General features: G+C 45.9%; 15 protein-coding genes. 11 read left to right on the forward strand and 4 right to left on the reverse strand.

Annotation, left to right across the window (positions count from 1 at the left end):
* Positions 1 to 43 precede the first annotated feature (43 nt).
* Positions 44 to 934 carry an AraC family transcriptional regulator gene (locus tag ASG93_RS06145; RefSeq protein ID WP_056829883.1) on the forward strand — a complete coding sequence of 297 codons (891 nt, stop codon included), beginning with the start codon at positions 44 to 46 and terminating at the stop codon, positions 932 to 934.
* Positions 935 to 965: 31 nt separating this feature from the next.
* Here ASG93_RS06145 and ASG93_RS37070 read toward each other — a convergent pair whose 3' ends face one another.
* Both ASG93_RS37070 and ASG93_RS06155 read right to left on the reverse strand, forming a co-directional pair.
* Complete coding sequence (locus ASG93_RS37070; RefSeq protein WP_414858840.1) at positions 966 to 1112, reverse strand: hypothetical protein; 147 nt, start codon at positions 1110 to 1112, stop codon at positions 966 to 968.
* Positions 1113 to 1207: 95 nt separating this feature from the next.
* Positions 1208 to 2302, reverse strand: coding sequence for a fatty acid desaturase family protein (locus ASG93_RS06155; protein WP_056829887.1), 1095 nt, complete (start codon positions 2300 to 2302; stop codon positions 1208 to 1210).
* A gap of 536 nt (positions 2303 to 2838) precedes the next feature.
* Between ASG93_RS06155 and ASG93_RS06160 the strand changes: the two genes are divergently transcribed.
* Positions 2839 to 7143, forward strand: coding sequence for an InlB B-repeat-containing protein (locus tag ASG93_RS06160; protein ID WP_056829889.1), 4305 nt, complete (start codon positions 2839 to 2841; stop codon positions 7141 to 7143).
* Between the two features lie 85 nt (positions 7144 to 7228).
* A complete protein-coding gene (locus ASG93_RS06165; protein WP_056829891.1) occupies positions 7229 to 9685 on the forward strand; it encodes a glycoside hydrolase in 2457 nt (818 codons plus the stop codon).
* A 170-nt stretch (positions 9686 to 9855) separates the two neighbouring features.
* On the opposite strand, the gene ASG93_RS06170 is transcribed toward ASG93_RS06165, so the two are convergent.
* Together ASG93_RS06170 and ASG93_RS06175 are read right to left on the reverse strand one after the other, a co-directional pair.
* The gene (locus tag ASG93_RS06170; RefSeq protein WP_235550753.1) at positions 9856 to 10755 is read right to left on the reverse strand and encodes a carbohydrate ABC transporter permease; all 900 of its coding nucleotides are present in this window, start codon (positions 10753 to 10755) and stop codon (positions 9856 to 9858) included.
* Between the two features lie 27 nt (positions 10756 to 10782).
* The gene (locus ASG93_RS06175) at positions 10783 to 11772 is read right to left on the reverse strand and encodes an ABC transporter permease (protein ID WP_056829893.1); all 990 of its coding nucleotides are present in this window, start codon (positions 11770 to 11772) and stop codon (positions 10783 to 10785) included.
* A gap of 244 nt (positions 11773 to 12016) precedes the next feature.
* On the opposite strand from ASG93_RS06175, the gene ASG93_RS06180 reads away from it, so the two are divergent.
* The 8 genes from ASG93_RS06180 (at position 12017) to ASG93_RS06215 (ending at position 23292) form a co-directional block, all read left to right on the forward strand.
* Positions 12017 to 14278 (forward strand): AraC family transcriptional regulator, encoded by a 2262-nt coding sequence (locus ASG93_RS06180; RefSeq protein ID WP_056829895.1) that lies wholly within the window; start codon positions 12017 to 12019, stop codon positions 14276 to 14278.
* A gap of 264 nt (positions 14279 to 14542) precedes the next feature.
* Positions 14543 to 16126 carry an ABC transporter substrate-binding protein gene (locus tag ASG93_RS06185; protein ID WP_056829897.1) on the forward strand — a complete coding sequence of 528 codons (1584 nt, stop codon included), beginning with the start codon at positions 14543 to 14545 and terminating at the stop codon, positions 16124 to 16126.
* 372 nt (positions 16127 to 16498) lie between these two features.
* The gene (locus ASG93_RS06190; RefSeq protein WP_056829899.1) at positions 16499 to 17779 is read left to right on the forward strand and encodes a Gfo/Idh/MocA family protein; all 1281 of its coding nucleotides are present in this window, start codon (positions 16499 to 16501) and stop codon (positions 17777 to 17779) included.
* 91 nt (positions 17780 to 17870) lie between these two features.
* The gene (locus ASG93_RS06195; protein ID WP_056829901.1) at positions 17871 to 18626 is read left to right on the forward strand and encodes an SDR family NAD(P)-dependent oxidoreductase; all 756 of its coding nucleotides are present in this window, start codon (positions 17871 to 17873) and stop codon (positions 18624 to 18626) included.
* Positions 18575 to 19633 (forward strand): ROK family protein, encoded by a 1059-nt coding sequence (locus ASG93_RS06200; protein WP_156410811.1) that lies wholly within the window; start codon positions 18575 to 18577, stop codon positions 19631 to 19633. Before ASG93_RS06195 ends, ASG93_RS06200 begins: the two co-directional genes overlap by 52 nt.
* Before the next feature lie 22 nt (positions 19634 to 19655).
* A complete protein-coding gene (locus ASG93_RS06205) occupies positions 19656 to 20387 on the forward strand; it encodes a sugar isomerase domain-containing protein (RefSeq protein WP_056829905.1) in 732 nt (243 codons plus the stop codon).
* Between the two features lie 40 nt (positions 20388 to 20427).
* Entirely contained in the window at positions 20428 to 21333 is a 906-nt protein-coding gene (locus ASG93_RS06210) for an aldo/keto reductase (RefSeq protein ID WP_082614737.1), read from the forward strand.
* Positions 21334 to 21363: 30 nt separating this feature from the next.
* Positions 21364 to 23292, forward strand: a complete 1929-nt coding sequence (locus ASG93_RS06215; protein ID WP_056829908.1) for a hypothetical protein — start codon at positions 21364 to 21366, stop codon at positions 23290 to 23292.
* Positions 23293 to 23343: the final 51 nt, after the last annotated feature.

Consider the following 23343-nt stretch of genomic DNA (forward strand, 5'->3'; position numbering starts at 1 on the left):
ACGTCAAACAGCCCCCACCTACCTAAGTTCCATGGGAGGCAACATGCAGAACAAGCTGTACACACTTGATCCATCTGAAACGCTGGAAAATCTGAAGGAAAGCTATTTCCCACCATATATTACGCTAGCGCATTTGTTTCATGCTCCTGAGGGATGGTCCTTGAATCCTCGTGTTTTGAAGCAATTTCAGCTGCAATACGTCATAGAAGGTTCGGCGGACTGCCAGATTGAGGGTATTGATTACACGACGAAGAAGGGAGATCTTCTATTCTATATCCCGGAAGAACTCCATCATATAAAGACGTTACCTGGAAAAAATTATGTTTGTGTATCGATTGTTTTCCACTTTGGAGATACGGAATTTCCAATTCTTGATTTGATCGGATTCAGGCGGGAGGGTGTAGAAAATCCGCATTATATGGGGAACTTCTCAGAGCGCTCGATCGAAAATCAATTGTTAGAACTGATACATCACAATCGTCAGCCTTGCATCTATCATCAACAGCGATGTCAACATTTGCTGATGGGCATTTTACTGGCGTTAGCTGATGCGAACAATCGAAAAGCAGCGGCATCTGTTATAGAAGAATCTGCAGGAACCGCAAAGCTGATCTTAATCCGCAATTTCATTGACAGCCGCCTTCGAGAAGGGTTTCGTCATGAAGAATTAGAACAGCTAAGCGGTTGGAGCAGAAACTATATCATTTTGCAATTCAGGAATTCCTTTGGCATGTCGCCGCTGCAATATTTGGTCTGGATTCGACTAGAAAAAGCGAAAGAATTAGCATTGCAATCGGGCATGTCATTTGGAAGTATCGCAACGGCAGTGGGTTACTCCGATATTCATTCGTTCGGAAAAATATTTAAACGAAAGGTAGGCCTAAGCCTTAGCCAATTCGTTGCTACCTTATATAAGGATACGCCGGATCGTTAATAACCATTCAGCTATGTGACATAGGAATCTCCTACTCGTTTATTTTTATAAAAACAGTGCCTGAATCGATTTGAATGGGATACGTTTTCAGGTCTTCGCAAATAGGGGCTTTTTTACCCTGTCCTGTTGTATAATCAAATCGGCCGTTATTTTTTGGGCACTCGATGATATGCCCCATGACGAATCCGCCTGATAAGTGAACTTTCTCGTGCCACGCCGCACACTTCATTCCAACCTTCGAGTTGACTCATGTCGTTTTCCTCCTAAATAAAATTATGAATTTATTACAGCTGGGACATCTGCCTCATTTAAGCCATATTTGTATGGGGTAGCGGTACTAGGCAAATGGCGTTCTATCGTATACATCGGATCTTTCTGCTGTCTGTGAATCGCGAGGAACACTTCTTTGTTCGCCGCCCACAAACTTGGACATGCCGGAGGGCAATCGGCTTTCATCTCTTCATGCAAGGCAGGAAGCATATGGTAAGGAACCATGGGGAACATATGATGTTCAACATGATAGTTCATATTCCAGTATAGGAATCTAAAAAACGGGTTCATATACACTGTCCGAGTATTCAAACGGTGATCAAGCACATCCTCGTTCAGGCCGATATGCTGCGTGATTCCAAAAGATAGCGCAAGGAGAGCGCCATAGAAAGTGGGCAATACGACGAACAGGGCTGGCATGAAGCTTCCCGTGTACATGCACGAAGCAATTACGGCAGTGAAAATAAGCAAATAGATGCGAGCTTCCCAGAACGTTTTTCTATATTCGGATTGCGGGATATATTCCTTTTCTTCTTTCTCAATAAGGCCGACGGCATGCATGAACATCTTCTTGATATCAGCTGGTCCCGAAACCAGCCGCGCATATTCCATCAAGAGGACACGCCATACGGGTGGTCTTTCCGTTGCAATTTCAGGATCGCGTCCAACGATATACGTATCGGTATGATGACGTGTGTGACTCCAGCGCCAAGGCGTTGCTGGTCTTAAACTCATGAACGATGCGAACTGATAGATGACTTCGTTCATCCAAGGCGTTTTGAAAGCTGTCCCATGACCGCATTCATGCCAGCGGGAATCGGCAGGAGTCGCATAGAAGATCCCGTACAGCAGAAATGCCGGTATGGCCAACCAAGTTCCCCATAACCAGTAAGCAAGAGTGCCTGAACCTATAAGCAGGGCAAACCAGAATAAGGTATCGCGAATGGCGGGACCGTCGGTACGTTTCATTAACTCTTTCATTCTCTTTCGTGGAATAGGGCTCGAATACCACTCGGCTTTCGTCAATCCTTTATCTTGTGCGGCCTTGTTTTCAGGTCCTGTGAGTCGATAATCCCTTTTTTTGAATTCGGTATTCATAGGTTCCCCTCCGTCGACAGTAATCCCTTTCAAGGGTATATGAATGAATTATAACCCGTGCAAAGTAAGAAGTATTTAGCCTAAAACAGTAAAGATGTAACCCAAATCACTGTCGTTATCAACCTGAATCAATTCCAATAACTCCTAAAACATGCATGGTATGAGTTTGGTTAAAAGATTGTAGTTTCAGAATCCATCAAGCTTGCGAAACAGTTCGGCCGTGTTCAATTTCTCAATTCGCAGGAGAAGGATTGACGGAATTTGCTGGGACTCCTGGATATGTTCAGATTTTGGAGTTCAAGTTGTTCAAAAATCGGAGTTTTTTCATTTTTCTTGTCTATGCAGTTATTTGAAATTCGGATTAAGATAGGGCTAGCCCGCCTCGTTTCTACATACGTAAATAAATCCTACTTACCGGTGCGCTTGTTTTTTTATGGAAATAATCTGAACGGAGGGATGATTACATTTTTATTGCATTGCTTAAGTTAAAGAATACTTGCTTCAAAAGTTAAAAATTAAAGGAGTGTATATGGACTATGCAAACCAAATTAAGACTTTTATCAATTATTCTAACCTTATGTTATTTCATAACCGTATCGCTTCCGTCATATGTTGCGGCGGCGACGCCAACAGGTACCCCTCCGGGCAATCTTGCATATCAAGCCACCGTAACGGGGTCAAATTATGATTCAACTGGTCAGAGCACCGGTGGTTGGTGGGGAGGCGCCCCATATTCTCTCCAGAACATTACAAGCGGCACAATAAATACCAATTTATGGGTTGCGCCGCACGCTAACGGTACTCAACCTCCCGGCAATACTTCCGACGTATATCTTCTCATCGATTTAGGAACAGCCAAAACGATGAATGTCATAAAAATTTGGCAATATTATGCTAATCACCCGGCAGTAGGATTAAGAACATATCATAACCAGATTGTTCAGCTTTCGGCAGACGGGATCAACTGGGTCAACGTATTCAATCAGGATGTCAACGATGTCGCTCATCAGGATCCAAAGAACTCGAACCAGACATTCGCAAACGGTACTCTTGTAAACGGAGCAATCGCGGGTGTTTCGGCAGGAAATGACACCGAATATCAGGAGGATACAAATGCCGGCGGTCATCAGATTAACTTTGCGCCGACAACTGCTCGCTACATTAGATGGTGGTCTGGCGGCGAAACAGGCACAATTTCCAACAATAACCTTCCGCAGATGTGCCAGCTGCAGGCTTACTATATGAACACCGTCACCTATGATTATAATGACGGAGTTAACCCTTCATCTACTGTAAAAGTAACCAATGGGACAATATTAACAAAGCCGGGCGACCCTGTTTCCCAAACATTGGGTCAGGTTTTCGACGGATGGACTGTGGATGTTGCCGGCGGAACAGCATGGGATTTCTCTCAGCCCGTAGCAGGTGACATGAAGCTTGTGGCTAATTGGAAAATCGTTCCGGTATACACCGTTAAATTTTCTTACAGCGAGAATGCGGAACCAATTACTGTAAATGTCACGAAAGGCAGTACGGTGACCCCGCCTGGAGGTCTGACAAGAGATGGTATGATTTTGGCAGGATGGGAGCTTAACGGCTTGCCCTATGTTTTTTCCACTCCGATTACAAATGATATAACTATGACAGCGATATGGGTGCCTGTACCTACTCCGGATGCTAATGTAATTCCGGCAGGGTTATTGAATATCGTGCTAAACAGCGCCGGTCAGGTTACAAAACTTATCAACACGCTCGATGGCACCGACTATGTTACAACCGGTCCGGACAGCAAGTCGTCGTATCTGATGTCCTTGATTGTGAACTATGCTCCGCAGTATCCAACAGCGGTGCAATATGCCAAAGAAAACGGGACTTTAACCTTGGATTTTGCCTCAATAAAGGGCAAGGCTACCGTACATATTGATGAAAAAGGCGGCTATACCAAATTTACACTGGAAGATTTGACATTACCATCGGGATGGTCGGCTCAGGCCGTTTTATGGGGTCCTATTAAGACAGGCATAACATCAGGCGGTCAGGTTGCAGGTGTTGCATACAACAACAATTTCGGAATCGGTATTCATGACTTGAACAGTAAGACCGTCGGTGGTTGGCCGGTAGAATATAACAATTTAAGCTACCCATCAGATCTTCCGAACGTTAACGGATTCGCGCATCCCCTCAATACCAGAGGTTTCAATAATGTCGCGACTTCTTTCAGCACATGGGGCAGTGCGTTGCAGTCATACACATGGGATTATACGAAGCCAACCGAGCGTAAGGTTCAGGCATGGAACGCCGCTTCACCAACGCGCACCATTCCCGCGATTACCGGTGATTATGCAGGCGATGCGAGCATGATAGGCTCCTCTATTGCCTTGTTCGGAACAAGAACTCCTAACATATTAAACGTTTTATCCAACATAGAGGTAAATGAAGGCTTGCCGCACCCGACGATTAACGGCAAGTGGCAAAAGACCTCTCTGGAAACAGCGCAGGATTTCCTAGTGTTTACCGACAATATGTCCAATAACATTGTGAATGACTCCCAAATGGCCCTCGACGCAGGTATTAATTACATCTACGGGCAATACGGCGCATCAGGTCCATGGATCACAGACGGCGGATTCCAGTTTAACGGCAACTTCGGCGGTTCCGATGCAGCGGCAAAACAGATGGTAGACACCGCTGCAAGCTACGGCATTAAGGTGGGCGTGCATACCTTGTCGAACGAGATTTCCCCGGGCGACGTGACATATATCAAGCCCCTTGCTAATGCCGGGCTCGCAAGCGCGGGCATTGCACATCTGACAAGACCAATGTCGAATACCGACACTACCGTATATATCGATAACGGAAAGGAATTCTCACCGGCTGCTGTCAACGCAGCAGGTTCAAACAGCGTTCTTATCGACAATGAAATGATTGCTTTTAGCACCTGCACGCAAGTGAGTGCCAACGAATGGCAATTGACAGGCGTTGTGCGCGGTTATCGTACTACTTCGGTAAGCGCTCATGATATTGGAGAAGATGCTAAACTGCTTTATTTCTATTACGACAGATATATTGCGGATATGGAATTGAATAAGCAGATGACCGGCCGTATGGCAGACATATTTAATAACGTAGGTGTCCATGCAATGTCTTATGATGCCTTAGAGGCAACCAAAATGACAACTTACGGTCCTCTTCAATTCAGCGAATTTCCTATCGCAGTTTATAATCGTATAAATGCAGCCGGAAACAAAGACGGATTTATTACAGAGCATAGTGATATGGGCTCAAATTTATGGGATGTGGCGTCCAGAATCAGCTGGGGAGAATCCAATACAAATGTCAACCAAATTGCCAATTATTTGGATTTCTACGGTCAAAACTTTTTCCCGGAAATGCTTGGCTGGACATACACCAGCGGAGGTCATGGTGCTGGCAACGAGCCTAACCTACTTATGAACCTTGCTATGAAGGCCGGTTGGAATGCCGGAACCGGTTGGTATGTTAATGCAAATACATTTAAATCGTTGACTTACATGGCAAATGATATCAAGCTTTGGAACAATGCGATAAAACATGGCGCGTTTGTTGTAGGCGGCAATTTCACGTCCGCGGTGCAGGCTAATATGAGAAAAGCATGGTCTAACGGCATGATCTGGAAGCTGACCGAGGTTGTACCGAACCAGCAATGGTCCTTGCAACAGGTTTCCAAAAACACTAGCTTCACTCCTATTGGAAGCCCGATAACCTTGAATGCAACAAATAATATTCATGTCGTGCAACCTGCAAAAGGTGATATTGCCACCAGCACAAGTCTTAACTACTCAAGGGCGCACAGCAGCGACACTGTGACTATTTACACCCAGGCATATTCAGGCTTTCAGCTTGACAAAGCAACTTTGAAAGTTACAGGCGCGGATAACACCGTATACCCGATAACGGCAAATGGTGACGGTACTTACACATTCCAAATGCCGTCGCAGGACGTGACAATAACGGCACAGTTTAACAGATCTGATACCGTTTCACCAGTTACCAATGCAACAGTAACGGGGATTGCAGGAGCTGACGATTGGTATACGTCGGACGTAACGGTTTCACTCCAGGCATCGGATGACATATCCGGCGTTGCTTCGACCGAGTATGCGCTTACTGTCGTGAAAAGCGTATATGGCACGCAATCGACAAGCGGCTTCGTTCCATACTCAACGCCGATTGTGCTTGGCAACGGAATTTATGAAGTACAATATCGCTCGACGGATCAAGCGGGGAATGTGGAAGACGTCAAATCCATTATCGTTAAGTCTGATAATATGGCACCTACGTTCAAGTTATTAGCGAACGGAAATCCGCTGGCGAACGGCGATGCATTCGAGGATAGCCAAACGGTTACGTTTGATTTGCAAAGCGGGGATATCTTATCCGGCGTTGCTTCTCAAACCGTAACGGTGGATGAAAAGCCTTATGTGCCAGGAACAGCACTGAATTGGGCGGGGCAGCTCGGGGCCCATGTTATTCAAGTAACCGTAAGGGATCAAGCGGGTAACGCTGTACAATGGACTGGGAACGTAACAGTTTCGACAAGCGGCAATTCGATGCAGCTTCTTCTGGAAGCATTCTCTGCATCGGGCGATGTGTCCGGGCCGCTGCAGCCCCAGCTTTCCAACAGCTTGACACTAGCGCTTGACCACTTCTTTGCCAAAGGTCTTAAGGATCAGGCGGTTAAACATATGCAGGATTTCCTTAAGCATATGGATAATGCAGCTCTGGAGAGTAACATTTCCAACGTTGCGAAGCAAGTATTGACTGCCGATGCAAATGCGGTAATTGAAGCGTGGTCAAAGTAAAAATTTAATTAAGCGAGAGGCCAATGAAGAGCAAAAATGCTTTTTATGGCCTCTCTTTTGATCAAGTAGGGGAGAGATGATTATTATGGAAAAAAATAAAAAGTGGAAGATTTACGTCATACATCATTCTCACACGGACATCGGCTATACGGAAAGGCAAGAAAAGATCGAGCAATATCATGTGGACTTCATTAAACAAGCTGTAGCGATTTGCAATGCTGCACATAACGGAGAAAAGGAAGAATGGACCGGTTACAAATGGACCTGTGAAACGTTCTGGGCAGTGGAACGGTTTCTCGAACAGGCGAATGAGGAAGAGCGGGAGCAATTCGCTGAAGTCCTACGTCGAGGCGATATCGAGCTCTCGGGTACATATCTGAACATGACCGAGCTCGCGGGGTATGAGCTGCTTAACAATATGCTGGCGAAAGCAGGCAAATATGCCCGCGAAATCAATTTAAACACTCCGGTGAAGTCTGCCATGACGGCGGACATTACCGGCTATAGCTGGGGCTACTCGCAAGCGATGGCGGATGTGGGAATCGAAAATCTTCTTTCTTGCGTTCATACGCATCACAGCATGTTTCCGGCAGGCCGCAAGCAGTTTCCTTTCTACTGGGAGACGCCTAACGGGAATCGCATCCTAGTTTGGAATGGCGAGCATTATATGTTTGGAAACGATTTAGGGTTGAATCCAGATGCCGTTCTTTCCTACACGCTCAGGGGGGAGGATGAGTACTCGGTATGGGGGATAGCGAAAGATCATTGGCAACTCGCCGAGGATCGAATCTTCCGCTATATCAACCAGCTAGAGCTTGAACAATATCCTTACGATTTCCTGCTTGTCAATGTCATGGGGTTATTAAATGACAATGCGTCGCCTAATCCGAGAGTCATCACTTTTATCAAAGAGTGGAACCAAAAACACGGCGATCATATAGAAGTCGAAATGACTACGTTGAACCGGTATTTTGACTTGGTTCGTGAACAATCCATCGAAATTCCCGTTTATCGGGGCGATTGGCCGGATTGGTGGAGCGACGGGGTAAGCTCAACGCCTATGCAAACGCAAATTTTCCGCGACGCCCAACGGATGCTTCAGGTCGTTCGCAAGCTGGAGCCTAATGTAGAGTCGATGCAAGGCGAACGGATCCGCGAAGCGGAGTATCAACTAATGATGTATGCCGAGCATACGTGGGGCTATCATTCTTCTATAAAAGAACCGTGGCACTTCATGGTTCAGAAGCTTGGAGCCCGAAAAGAAGCCTATGCGGCAAACGCCAGCCGGTTGGTTTATACAGCCCTGGATGAAGTGCTGAAGCAGCAAGGCGAGGTCATGCTTCGCTATGATCGCAAACTCTCGTATCGCGTTGTCAATCCATATAGCTATGCAATCGAAGATATAGCTCATTTCTATTTGGACAGCTATTCGGAGCTGGATCGGCTCAAAGAAGGATTGGAAGTGGTGGAAGAAAGTACTGGAAGCGTTATTCCGCATCAGCTGGAGAGAGTAAGCAGAGGCAATCAAATCGAAATCGTGGTAAGGCTGGAAGCGAGTGAAACAAAGTCCTATTTTATACGGCCTGCACAGGATGTTAAAGTCAAGACTGCCAGCAGCACCCGGCTTTCAGGCCAAGATCGCGTATACGATCTGACGGATCTTTTTATTTTGAATGAGTCCTCGCCTGAGCAAAAGCTAACGATCTCGGAACATTCCCTCGAGAGCCCGTATCTTCGTATTGTCTGGGCGGAAGGCGATGGAATCATTTCTTGGTACGACAAACGCAAGGGTAAAGAATGGTTAGCTGCCAACCGGCTTGCGGGCGCATTCACGCCAATTTACGAAAAGACACCCGCGAACGACAGCAGTCAGGTCTATGTAAGAGGCATCATGGGTAGAAACCGGAAAGGGGTTAATGTTCAGAGGTCCATCGGGAAGCTATGCGGCGTTAAAAAAATAACGGATGGTCCCGTTTATGGAATCGTTGAATTAACGTATGCCGCCCAAGGAATGAGCCACTATTCTGTCTATTTGAAGGCTTATAAGGAGCTTGCCCGGATGGATATTTCCGTTCGGATTCATAAGGACAGTGTCTGGGATCCGGAAAATGTCTTTATTTCGCTTCCATTCACGCAGGAAAGTAGCGAGCTATGGCTGGATAAGCCAGGGGTGCCGATTCGTCCATACAAAGACCAGCTGCCTGGAACCTTAATCGATTATTACTGTATTCAGGAAGGACTCGTTTTACTGTCCCCTGAGGGCAGCATGCTCTTGGCAACGCCGGATACACCGCTGCTGCAAACCGGCTCCATCAAGCACCAGCCTCGCAAGCTGAGCGGCCAGGAGCAAGCCGATATGATGGAGCCGCTTTATTCATGGCCGCTTTCCAACTATTGGGAGACGAACTTCAAAGCTACCTTAGGCGGCTTCTATGAATTCCGATATATGCTTCAATTTGACGATCAATGGGAAACGCCAGAACGCCCACTCGAGATTTGTCAAGCTATCAACACAGGTACCATCGCTTACCGGACGGTATAAATCACAGCTGGAAGCGAAAAGACAGGCCAACTCCTGAGGTATGGAGGTTGGCCTGTTTTGTGTACGCCACGTATGGCGATTAACAAGGTGACTACACGTCGTCCCGAATCTTCAGGACGACCGGTTTCATACGCGAGTTGGAGAGCTCTGATAAAAAAGGGGTAGAATGGTTAAGATTTTACGGCTCCAAGAGTGAGCCCTTTAACGAAATATTTCTGCAGTATGGGGTATGCCAGAATGATAGGACCGATCGATAGGATACAGGTCGCCATTCTGGCGCTTTCACTCGGGAGCGTTTCCATCATCTTTTGAAAGGATTTGATAGCATTCTCATTGCTAGTTAAATAAGCTATATTCGACATAAGAGCTTGAAGCAAATATTGAAGGTTATAAAGTTTGGGGTTTTCGATAAATAGCGAACAGGTGAACCAGTCGTTCCAGTAGCCGACCGAAGTAAACAAACCGATGGTCGCAAGCACCGGAGTCGAAACAGGGAGGACGATTTGGAAAAAAGTCCTAAATTCCCCGGAACCGTCAATTCTAGCCGATTCGATAATAGAGCTCGGTACTTGTAAGAAGAAGTTGCGCATGATCAATACATTCACCGGGGATACAAGCGCTGTTACGATCAGCACAAACAGCGTATCCTTCAAGTGCAGATATCTCGTAATCAAAATGTAATAAGGGGCTAAACCGCCATTAAATAAGATGGTGAAAAAGACGAGAAATGAGATTTGGTTTCGGTATCTCATTTCACTTCTCGAGAGAGCATAAGACATTAAAGATGTCACCAGCAAATGCAAAAATGCGCCGACGAGCGTAACAAAAATCGTAACTTTATACGCATTTAAGATTGAGTTTGTACCTGTGAAAACATATTGATACCCGAACGTGCTGAAAACTTTCGGTATAAGATGATATCCGTCCCTCATAAGCGACTTTTCGTCCGTAAACGAGATGGACAGGACTAATATGACGGGAATTAAACACATGAGACTATAGACAATGAACATGAGATTAACGGGTAATCTCATAGACGCGCTGACGATTCTGTTCGGTTTGGCTGCCACTTTTTTATCCTCCACGGAGTTAGAATGTTAGAATAGGGAACTTTCGGGATCATATTTTTTAACTAAATAATTTGAAATCAAAACCATAACCAGCCCTACGACTGCTTGATATAATCCCACTGCGGACGACATCCCGATATCGCTTACGGTACGCAATGCTCTAAATACATAAGTATCGATAACATCAGTAGTTGAAAACAATACTCCAGATTGCCGAGGCAGCGTGTAAAACGCTCCCCAATCACCAAGTCCGCCATTGAAGATTTTTCCTAGCGAGAGAAGGGTGAGAATGATGATGACAGGGATCAAAAGAGGGATGGTAATAAATCTTGCCTTTTGGAATTTGCCTGCTCCATCGATTTCAGCTGCTTCATAATAATCGGATGATATTCCCGTAATTGCGGCTACATAAATCACTGAAGTGTATCCTACTGATTTTAAAATAAAGGCTAAAGGCATAATAATCCGCCAATACGACGGCTCGCCGTACCATTGAATCGGTGCCATTCCGAAAAAGTGCCGGATTCCGTTCAATAGTCCCTGATCTACGTTGAGCAGCGCGTATACGATGTAATCGCCTACTACCCAGGAGAGGAAAAACGGCAACAACATGACGCTCTTGTAGAACGCTGTGCGCATCCGGCTTCCTGTTTCCTGCAGCAAGATGGCAAACAAGATGGCGATGGAGGTCACAAGCACAATAATGAGGAGGTTGTAGAAAATTGTGTTAAACGTCACCCTCCATAGAGCATCGGATTTGAAGAAAAACTCGAAATTTTTAAAACCGATCCATTCACTGCTCCATACTCCCTTTATCGGATTGTAATCTTTAAAAGCAATCACGGCTCCAAACATTGGCAAATAATTAAAGATGATTAAATAGATTAAACCAGGTAAAACCATGACATAAAATGACCAATGTTTCGTGATTTCACTTAAGAAGCTAAATCGATGCAGGGAGCTTGTTTTTTTCCTTTCTTTTTTTAAGGCAACAGCATTTTGCAACTGAGTATTCATTCAACCACTCCTTAAAAGCGTTTTGATGTGTGATCTCAATGTATCAGCGCGGATTAAAAATTCAAACTAAAAAATGCATACTTTTTCTTTGACAAACCGCTTTCGGGCAGCATTAAAAAATGCACATTTTCATTAATTTTCAAACAATATGGGTATTTATTCGTTTGCGTTGTAGGAAATGTAAGATAAATGAAGAAAGAGATAAGCAGCTAATCAGTATGTAGACAGAGGGGGATGAAGAACTATGGCTTTTCCTATTAAATTCCGTTTGGACAGTTTATATACGAAATTGCTTTTAACTTTTACGGTGACTGTGACGCTTCTCATCTTCGGCTTATCTACTCTTTTATACCGGAATTATAGTGCGGCTTCACTCGAAAACGTAAACAGAATGAATTTATCGGTTTTGAATCAGATTGGCTACAGCGTAGATTACATGGACAATGTGACGCAAAAATTTATAATAACAGCTACTGCGCAGCCCAATATTGCCAATCTCTTTTTTAATCCGGATGAGAGCATGGTTTTTCTTAGCAGCGCATTCCGATCTCTTAATCTTCTTGTGACAACCAATGATTACGTTTATTCCGCGTACACGATCAGCCTTCCTTTAGATCGGATTGTATCAACGGAAAACGGCGCATATTACTACATTAATAACTTTTATGACCATGAAGCAGTGGACCTCGTTAGAAAATGGGACATTTCGGCCGTGCCTTCGATGCCGATCGCCCGCAGAATCCCAAGTCCGACCAGCATCAGTGGATTAGCCAACGTATATACATACATCATTCCTTACCAAACGGGAATTGGTGAAAAACCGAAAACAGCGCTCGTCGTCAATATTAAAGCCAGCGTTCTACGTGACATTATCGCTTCTTTAAATACGAAAGCTTCCAAATATGGCAGCGATATCTTTGTTATTGATTCAGATGGCAATCTGATAAACCACGTAATGGAGGACATGTTCCTGCGAAACGTGCGTGAAGAGGACTATATCCGAACTGTGCTTGCATCCGATCATTTGTCGGGCAGCTTTCAAACGCGTATTGGCGGTCAGCCTTTCAATGTCACTTATGTTTCATCTAATAAATTAAAATGGAAATTTATCAGTCTGACTTCGTATAAAACATTCATGTCGCCCGTGAATGCGGTCAAATCGTCCACTATGCTTATCAGCTCTGTCGTCCTTCTCTTGGGCTTGTTATTTTCCGTTATCATGTCCAAATCGTTGTATTCTCCTATCGTTAAATTAACTGATACATTTCGTCAGAGAAGCGATGAATTCGCTCGGAAGCAACGCGATCAGCGGCAAATTCTAAAAGATAACTGGCTAAAAGAAATCATTTTGAGTAACAAAAATGTCGGGGTCTCGGAGCTCCATTCCAAAAAGGAAGAGCTGGGCATACGGATGGATTTAGAACGACCAATGCGAATCGTATTATTCCGGTTGGATGGTTACCAAGAATTCCTGGATCGTTATAACGAAAGAGACCGAAGGCTGCTCAAATTTGCAGTTTCGAATATTATCGACGATATTTCATCCGCCCTCTATATAGGTGATGTCATCGATATGGATGCCGATAGGCTCCTTTTGCTAATGGAATCCGCAGAATCGGAAGAAGTTGAAACGGATTTGACGTCACTGGTCCGAAGCATCCAGCATGCAACAAGCGACTATTTACACTTATCGCTTTCTGCCACAATCGGCAAGCCTGCCCAGTCCCTTAATATCCTTCATGAAGTGTACGCCGATACGCTTGCTCTTTCCTTGTATCGATTGATAGCGGGAAAAGGCAGCATACTAACAACTTCTTTCCGTTCTTCTATAACGCTCAATCCACATCATTTCCCAGAAGGGAAGGAAAAACTGCTGCTTGATTCACTTCGGCTCGGTCATCTCGATAAAGCCAAGAAATATTACGAGGAGATTATGGAGAGCGTATTGAGTTACACGTACGAAAACATACTTTCATCCGTCATGCATCTTATTTTTCGAATTAAAGTAACGTTTCCAGGCTTCGCGGAAAATGACCGCATGTTTCATGATTTTTTCTCCAACATAGAAAGAGTTGAAACGATGGAGGAAATTAACAAAACGTTTGATGCTATATTTTCCGAGATCGTAGCGGCTTTAGATACCACGAAACCAAATAGACGACAAATGATCGTGAACCGCATTAAGAAGATGGTTGAAGAGCAATATCATGATCCAAACTTAAATCTAAGTCTCCTTGCCGACGAATTTCAATTGTCACATGTTTATTTAGGACGAGTATTTAAAGAGTCAACAGGTAAATCGGTTATAGATTACATCACGGAAGTCCGAATGGCGCGAGTAAAACAATTGTTGAACGAAGCCAGCTTGTCAACGAAGGAGATTTTGGAGCAATGCGGCTGGGAAGAGTCTAACTATTTTTATATTTTATTTAAAAAGCATTTTGGGATCTCTCTCTCCCATTACAAATTAATGATTGATGAAAAAAACTTGAAAGACCGGGTGTGAACAACGGATTGGCGTGATCGAAAAGCAAGAATTTAATAAAAAAGTGCATTTTTTTATGTTGAGTAAAAGCAAGTTTTTGAAGAAGTGATGTGCTATTCTCGGTAGTCAACAATTGATCGTGCTTGTAAAGTGAAATTGTGCTCAACACCAGGTTGGATTGACATCAATGCGAAGGTGAGATGGCCAATCAGAAAAACGTATGGTGAGGTTTGACCGCAATGCAGCACGCAAATTATAAAAAGAAAATGGGAGGCTAAGATAGACATGCAAAAACAGAAAAAAGTAATAACTTCTTCACTTGCAGTCATGCTTTTGAGTTCTGTTGTACTCGCCGGATGTGGAAAAGACAATTCATCTTCAACATCTTCTTCCGCGAGCCCTGTTGCTTCGGTTGAGCCAACTAAGTCCGTGGCAAACGAAAAGCCGGTAGAACTAACGATGTATATCGCGAATTCGCCTGTTAAAGATTTGGATCGAATTACGGAAGCAACGAATAAAATTATCAAAGAAAAAATCAATGCTACACTGAAGCTCGTACTTATCGAATCGAGCACATACCCACAAAAATTAAATCTGATGATTTCATCAGGCGAGCCATTCGATATCGCCTTCACAGCAAGCTGGGGGGATCTGAACTACTTCCAGAGCGCTTCCAAGGGGGCATTCAAAGATATTACCTCTCTTCTCGATAAGTATGCGCCTACGACCAAATCAAGAGTTCCTGCCAGCATTTGGGATGGCGTCAAGGTTAACGGCAAGATTTATGGAGCTATTAACTACCAAGTATGGGGAATGGCGGGAGCAAGAGGCGTTCAGTTGCGAAAAGATTTAGTCGATAAATATAATTTTGACTGGAAATCGATGAAGAAATGGGACGATCTGACGCCGTTCTTAGCGGCTGTCAAAAAAGGAGAACCTGATCTCATTCCATTCGAAGCCGGTCAATTGTTCTCGGGTCAGCCTGTCTACTATAACATGGATGCGATAGGTGATTCTGCTATTCCTGGTTGGGTTCAATATGGCGATAAGAGTATCAAAGTGTTTAACCAGTATGAAACCCCTGAATTTAAAGCGTATTTGAAAACGATGCGCGATTGGTATGTGAATGGTTATGTCAGGAAAGATGCAGCTACGTTAAAGGATCTTCTTCCCGATCGTAAAGGAATTAAACTCGCGTCATTATATGCGCAAAATTTCCCGGACAACATAGATTTGCCGGAATCAGCTGGTACCGATTTCATGTCTCAAACAGACCCGGCAAGCAAAGCTTATATTTATAGCAAACGCTTCACTCCACCGTTTATTTCGTCTAATACTCCTTCCGCAGCGGTACTTGCGATCGGTGCAAACTCGAAGAATCCGGAAAAGGCAATGCAGCTTATCGAATTGATCAATACGAACGATGAGTTGTTCCATCTTCTGGCTTTCGGCCAACCGAATGTGGATTACAAGCCAATCGGTGACAAACAATTTGAATTGATTCCAGATAAGTACAATTTTAACTATTCCGAATGGGAAGTCGGTCAATCCTATGGCAGAATGCTTTGGGATAAAAGTACTAATATGAATGTCCAGATGAAAAGACTTGATACGATTTACGCTGCCGACAAAACAGCTATGGTATCACCTGTAATGGGCTTCGTTTTTGATTCAACTCCAGTTAAAACTCAGATGGCGAACGTTAACGGGGTCATTAGCGAAATGCTGAAAGGGCTTGAAGTGGGAATGGTAGACCCCGACCAATACTTGGATCAATTCCTGAAAAAATTGAAGGACGCGGGAGCGAACGATATTATCGCCGAAAAGAAAAAGCAAATCGACGCTTGGAAACAAGCCAACGGTAAATAAGCAGGGCTAAGTTTTAGCGAGAAGGAGTTTTCATACAGTGACATAGTGATATGTTAATGTATGAAGCTCCTTTTTTACGAAAATCTTCAGCATGAAGGAGAGTTTATTAGATGCGTAAAATAACAGCAGCCTTAATCATTGCCGGTCAGGTCAGTAAATGTAGTAATGATCTGTAAAGGATACTAATCGTTTCGGAAAGACAGGCCAACTCCTGAAAAAATGAGGGGTGGCCTGTTTTGTTGAATCATTTTTGTATACCTATTTTGCTAGAAATCGAAGAAATATCATTTTTTTATTGTTTTCGAATGTGAAGCCAGCATGTATGATCAGGTCAATAAAGTTGACTTATCGTTAAAAGGAGAGAATATCAAAATGGCAACTATGACAGCGGTATTAATTGGAGCGGGACAAAGGGGCGCCGATGCTTACGCTTCCTATGCACTCAACTACCCGGATGAAGTTAGATTTGTAGCGATTGCGGAGATTGACACTGTAAGGAGAGAACGTTTCCAGCAGGCTCACGCTATTGATGATGCATATGTATTCGAAAGCTGGGAGCGGCTGCTTGAAGGGCCGAAACTCGCTGATGCAGTTTTAATTTGCACGCAGGACCAAATGCATTTTGAGCCTGCAATTCGGGCTTTGGAAAAAGGGTATCATGTTCTACTCGAAAAACCAATGTCACCAAGCCCGACTGAATGTGTCCTTATGGGGGAATACGCCGAAAAATATAAACGAGTGTTTTCCATCTGCCATGTGCTAAGGTATACCGGGTTCTATAAAAAGCTTAAGCAATTGCTCGTAGATGGAGCGATAGGCAGACTCATTTCCATCCAGCATACGGAAAATGTGGAGCACCGTCATCAAGCGCACAGTTTTGTGAGAGGAAATTGGCGAAACTCCGAAACTTCCAGTCCAATGATTTTAGCGAAGAGCTGTCATGACATGGATATTTTGCTGTGGTTAGCGGATGCCAAGTGTACGAAGGTATCGTCTTTCGGATCACTAACGCATTTTCGCTCCGATAGCGCCCCAGAAGGAGCGCCATTGTACTGTTTGGACGGTTGCCCCGTTCAGAACGAATGTCCGTACTATGCTCCTAAAATGTATTTGGAGAGGGAGGACTGGGTAGGTTCTGTGCTGAGAAAAGTCGTCAGCAACGATGACAGTAACGAAGGTGTCCTTCAAGCATTGAAAAAGGGGCCATACGGCAGATGCGTATATCACTGCGATAACAATGTGGTAGATCATCAGGTCGTCAATCTGGAGTTCGCGAACGAGGTTACCGTCGCCTTTACGATGTGTGCCTTTACCAAAGAAGGCGGCAGATCGATGAAGCTGATGGGATCACGTGGTCAGATCAGAGCCGATATGGAGAAGAACGTCATCGAAGTAAGCAGCTTTATTACAGGTGATACGCAAACAATTGATATTGACGCTCCATTGGATGGACATGGCGGCGGTGATCATGGCATCATGCGGGATTTCATTCGGCTAGTGAGCCGAGATGGGGATGAAGTTGGACTTACAGGCGCGCGGACTTCCGTGCAAAGCCATCTGATGGCGTTCGCCGCCGAAAAGTCGCGTTTAGAGAGTCGGGTTATTGCAATATCCGATTATATCGAGGAGCTGAGAGAAAGCTGCCATAAATAACGCAAGGTGTGGATATGGATCATTGAAGCAGAGGCAGGCAGGCTCCTGATTGGATAGGGCTTGCTTGTTTCAATATATAAGGGGTGATTATGTGGAAGATCTGAAAGGCAAAGTAGCTCTCGTAACTGGATCAACGAGTGGCATCGGCAAATCAGCGGCGATTGAGCTGGCTTCTCATGGCGTAAAGGTGACCGTCCATGGCATGAACGAAGAACGCGGAAGTCAAGTGGTGAATGAGATCCGCTCGCTCGGAGGCGATGCCATTTTTGTGCAGATGGATTTGTCTTCTCCGGAAGCCCCAAGGCATATTATTGAACAAACGACGCAGCACTGGGGGGCATTGGACATTCTTGTCAACAATGCGGCGCTCATCTGCAACAAACCGCTAGAAAGTATCGAACACGCAGACTGGGATTCGCTGTTTGCGGTGAACGTGAAGACTCCGTTTTTCCTTGTTAAGGAAGCGCTCCCGTGGCTCAAAGAAAGCAGTGGCGTCGTTATCAATGTCAGCTCGATCAACCGGCTTGTGAACAGCCGCAATAATCTGGTTTACGACGCGATGAAAGCCGCTTTAAACCATATGACGCGCGGACTTTCGCTCGATTTACGCGAGTCAGGTATTCGGGTGAACGCGATCATGCCAGGTGGCACAGCAACGCCGTTGTTGAACAAATGGTTCGATATGACGAACCACACGCCGGAAGAAGCGGAACATCTATTGAAGACAGCGCCGAACATTACAACCCCGGAACAAATCGCGCATGTGATCGTCTTTTTGGCCAGCAGCCAATCGGCTTGGATCAACGGAGCGGAAATTCCGTTGGACGGCGGTTATTTCATCGGTTGATGGGATGGGAAACAGGGTGGTGGAATGATTTGAAAGAAGGCGGACGTATGAGTGACATGTTTTCCAAAAAGAGCCTGGCAGTCGGCGTCGATATTGGCGGAACCCATATCAAGTTGGGATTGATCAATGAGCAGGGAGAAGTCATCGACCATTATTCTGTGAATTTGCTCCGAGACGAAACGAAGATAGCGGATATCGCGTTAATCAGTCAAGAAGTTGCTAATTTTATTGAAAAGCGAAATGTCAGGAATCAACTTGCGGGCGTAGGTGTCGCATGTCCGGGCATTCTGGATACAACACTTGGGGTTGTAAAATTTGCAGTTAATTTGGGCTGGAATGAGCTTCCGCTGGTCGAGATGATGCAGGAGCGGCTGAAACTGCCTGTTAGGTTGGAATGCGATGCGACAGCTGGCGCAATAGGCGAGTGGCGCTATGGCGCGGGAATGGATCAATCCGGTTTTCTATATGTTTGTTTAGGTACCGGAGTCGGCGCAAGCTTAGTGGTCGATCACCATATCTATCATGGGGATCTCGGTCCGGCTATCAATATTGGCCATACAAGTGTTATTCCGGACGGAAAACCATGCAAATGCGGAAACAGAGGCTGCTTGGAGAAATACGTTTCGGCCTCAGCCATAACCGATCGAGTTCGGATGGAGCTCGATACGGCAAATACAATCCTCTCCAAGTGGGTACAGTCGCGAGCTTTGGACTCCTTGCTTGTTTATGAAGCTGCCCAGCAAGGTGATCTTTATTCTAAAGAAGTATTTCAGGAAGCGGGGGAACTTCTCGGCGTTAGCTTGGTCAATTGTTTGCAGCTCTTCGGTGTAGGGAATATCATTATCGGTGGCGGGTTCAGTCAATCTGGCGATCTGCTGCTGGAAGCTACAAGAAAAACGGTGCGGGCGAGGTTTCCAAGCGATGATGTGATGAAAGTGAATATTAAACAAGCTTCTTTCCCGACAACAGCTGGAATGTTAGGAGCAGCGGCGAACATTTTTCAATAATTATGATAGAAGGTGGATGCATATGCTTCTTGATTTATATATCAGAAACATTCAAGAACAAATCGCCAACATTCAAACAACGCAGAAAAATGCCCTTATGGAAGTTTCCTGCAAAATTGCGGACGCGATAGAGAACGGTGGCATCATGCACGTTTTTGGGAGCGGTCACTCCCATATGATTGCCGAAGAAGTGTTTCATCGCGCGGGCGGACTTGCTTGCGTGAATGCGATGCTTGAGCCGTCGTTGATGGAAATCAATGTAGGCCGGGCTTCGCTTTTGGAGAGGTTACCCGGTTATGCGGAGGTTTTACTAACCGGTTACGATTTGCGCCCGGGAGAAGTGATTGTAGTCGTGTCCAATTCCGGTATTAACGCCGTCCCGATCGAGGTTGCGCTGGAAAGCAAAAAGCGGGGATTGTTTGTCGTTGCGGTAACGAATATGGATCATTCCTTAAAGACGGCGTCGCGTCATCCCAGCGGGAAAAAGTTGTACGAAGCAGCGGATATCGTATTGGATACTTGCGGGGTACACGGTGACGCCACCTTGTCTTACGACGAAAGTCTGCACAAAATAGGGCCGACTTCAACGATTGGCGGCATTGTGATTATTCAAGCTTTAACGGTAGCGGTTGTAGATGAATTGACGCAGAGAGGAACTGTTCCTCCGGTTTTGGTTAGTGCCAATCGGGATGGAGGAGATGGACATAACAGAGAATTAATTGATCGGTATAAGCAACGGGTCAGGTATTTATAAGGAGCACAAAGAAGGCAAACAAGGAGAGGAGCCAAGTCCCATGCAGTATACCATTTTTGGCAAAACAGGACTGAAAGTATCCAAGCTCGGCTTGGGCGGTGCGCCGCTGGCCGGTGACTTTGGGAAAACGGATGAACAGGAAGTTCATAACCTCATCCACGAGGCGATCGATAGCGGCATCAATTTCATCGATACAGCGCCTTTATACGGGCGCGGCGAATCCGAGCGACGCATTGGCAAAGCACTTGCCGATGGCCGCCGAAACCAAGTGATCATCGCTTCGAAAGCGGTTCGCTCGGATCTTCGATATGACTACGAAAGGACCATTCGTTCCGTGGAAGAAAGCCTGCAAAGGCTGCAGACGGACAGGATCGATATTTTGCAACTGCACGATGTCGAGTCTCAGCCTTACGATTTGATTATCAATGAAACAATTCCCGCGCTGCATAAGCTGAAGCAAGATGGCAAAATTCGGTTCACTGGCGTGACGACCCGCAAACTTTCGCTGCTCATGGACTATATGAAAACAGAAAGCTTCGACACAATTCAATTTTACACTCGCTATATGCTGATCGACCATACCGCCAAAGAGGAAGTATTGCCGCTTGCGAAGAAAATGGGTATTGGCGTCATCAACGGAAGCGTACTGGGACTGGGTTTGTTGGCGGATGCGGCGGCGCATTTTTTGAATCCTGACATTTTGGAGAAAGCTGCGCTACGGATGGAACAACTGAAATTTTTGCGCAAAACGGAGCCAAGAGGGTTGATCGAACCCGCCATGCGCTTTAGTCTAAGCAATCCGGATATTCAAGTCACGCTGACGGGTACGTCGAAAATCAGCTCGCTGCGTACGAATTTAGCGTTTTGCGATGGGAAAGGGCTTGAGCCGGAGGAGCTGCAGCAAGTTTACGAACTGTTCCATGATCAGCAATTGTTGGATGAATAAGAACTGTGAAAACGAAGGGAGAACCATGCCGTGACCAATTCTCAATTAAAGAGTTCCATTGCGAGCATCACAGCTTCAGAACGTGTAGTCCCGCCGCATTGGGCGCTGCAGGAGCAGTTACTATTTGATACGTTGAACAAAGCGGCAAAAGAATTCGTCACGCGATATACCCGTCCGGACGGAACGCTCATTTGGTTCGATCATTGGCCGGGAATGGACGGATCGGATGATCCCTACGAGGGTTTTATGAATTTGGCACTTCTGTACATGCTTGGGGGGAGCAACGAGCTGCATGAAATAGCGCGCCGAATTTTCGACGGCATCACTTGGCAATGGACGCAGTACGGCCAAATCCACCGGGAATTTGACGCTTATTACGACTGGATGCACCACGGCGAAGGCTATTTATATTTGTACTTTCTCGGGCTGGCTGGACCGGCTACGTTGAAAGATCGCCAGCGCGCACTTACATTCGCGAGCATGTACACGGGAGATGATCCGGAAGCGCCCAACTACGATAAAGAACGGAAGCTGATCCGTTCGCCGCTCAACGGCAGCCGCGGTCCGCGGTTTATTGTGAACGAAGAGGACTGGAGTACGCACCGGGGCATTTTGGACGATTATCTTGCGCCCTACGAGGACATTCCCGGGGTCGATTTCGCCAGCGGCAAATGTTCCTGGTCGAACGACGAGGTGTATAAGCATCTCATTTCCATGATGAACGAGAGGATGAACCGTGGAGACGTGCCACTGAACTTGAACGCGACCGGGTTAGTCACACATGCGTTCATGCACTCCGGCGACGAGAACTTGCGCAATTGGGTTGTTGAATATGTGCAAGCGTGGCAGGAGCGGAGCAATCGCAATGGGGGAATTATTCCAGACAACGTCGGACTGACCGATCAAATCGGGGAGTACAATGATGGCAAATGGTGGGGCGGCTACTACGGCTGGCGCTGGCCACATGGCTTCATGACGATTATTGAGCCGTTGACGAATGCATGTATGAACGTAGCGATGCTGACAGGCGATTTGACCAGGCTGCAGCTTGCGAGAGAGCAGCTTGATCGGAATTGGGAATTGCGCAAGGAACAGGACGGCAAGTGGCTCGTCCCGTACAAGCATTTTGACAGCGGCTGGACGGATTACCGCGAAGCGCTCCCGAAATATCCGATTTACTTATGGTCGATGTCGATGGCGGATGAAGATTTGGATCGCATCGAGCGCATCCCAAAAGACCACGATTGGAACGAGGTGATCGTACCCCGGTTTTCAGGTCGCGACCCGAAAACAGGAAGGGAAACGAAGCATTACATCGGCAACACACAGCCGTGGTTTCAGTACATTCGCGGTCTGAATCCCGACTATCCGGAGCAAATCTTGCGCGCTAACTACGAAATGATTGGCAATCAACTTGCGAAAATGCGGGCGCCAGACGGAAATCCGCACAATTGGACGGAGCATTATAATGAAGGAATGTATTCCGCCATTCATATTTGGCAAGAAATGTGTCCGGTTTACTTCGAAGGTCTCGTGCAGTTGACGTTGGGTGGTCCGATGCATATTTCGCACGGTGGGCTGCAGCACGGCCGAGTCCGTTATTTCGACGATGCAGAGAAGCGTCCGGGGCTGCCGCAAGGCGTTTCGGCTTTAGTCGAAAAGCTAACGGCGGACTCCGTAACGGTTCAGCTCGTGAATACGAGCTTGTTCGATACGCGCGAGCTCATTATTCAGGCTGGCGTGTTCGGCGAGCATCAGTTTACGATCGGCGAAATCATCGGCAGTAACGGCGAAGTCACTGGGACCACGGCGGTGAACGGAAAGTGGCTGCATGTGGAATTGCCGGAGGGGACGGGCATTACGCTACGTCTAGGCTTGAAGCGCTTCGCAAATACGCCGAGCTATGCTATGCCTTGGGATGAAAACGACAAGCAGCTTATTCAGGGGCGGGCTAATTAATGAATATTGATGCGGATTAGCAATTGGAAGCGATGGAAAGTAACATTGAGA

The organism is Paenibacillus sp. Soil787, from assembly GCF_001429545.1.
Taxonomy (GTDB): domain Bacteria; phylum Bacillota; class Bacilli; order Paenibacillales; family NBRC-103111; genus Paenibacillus_E.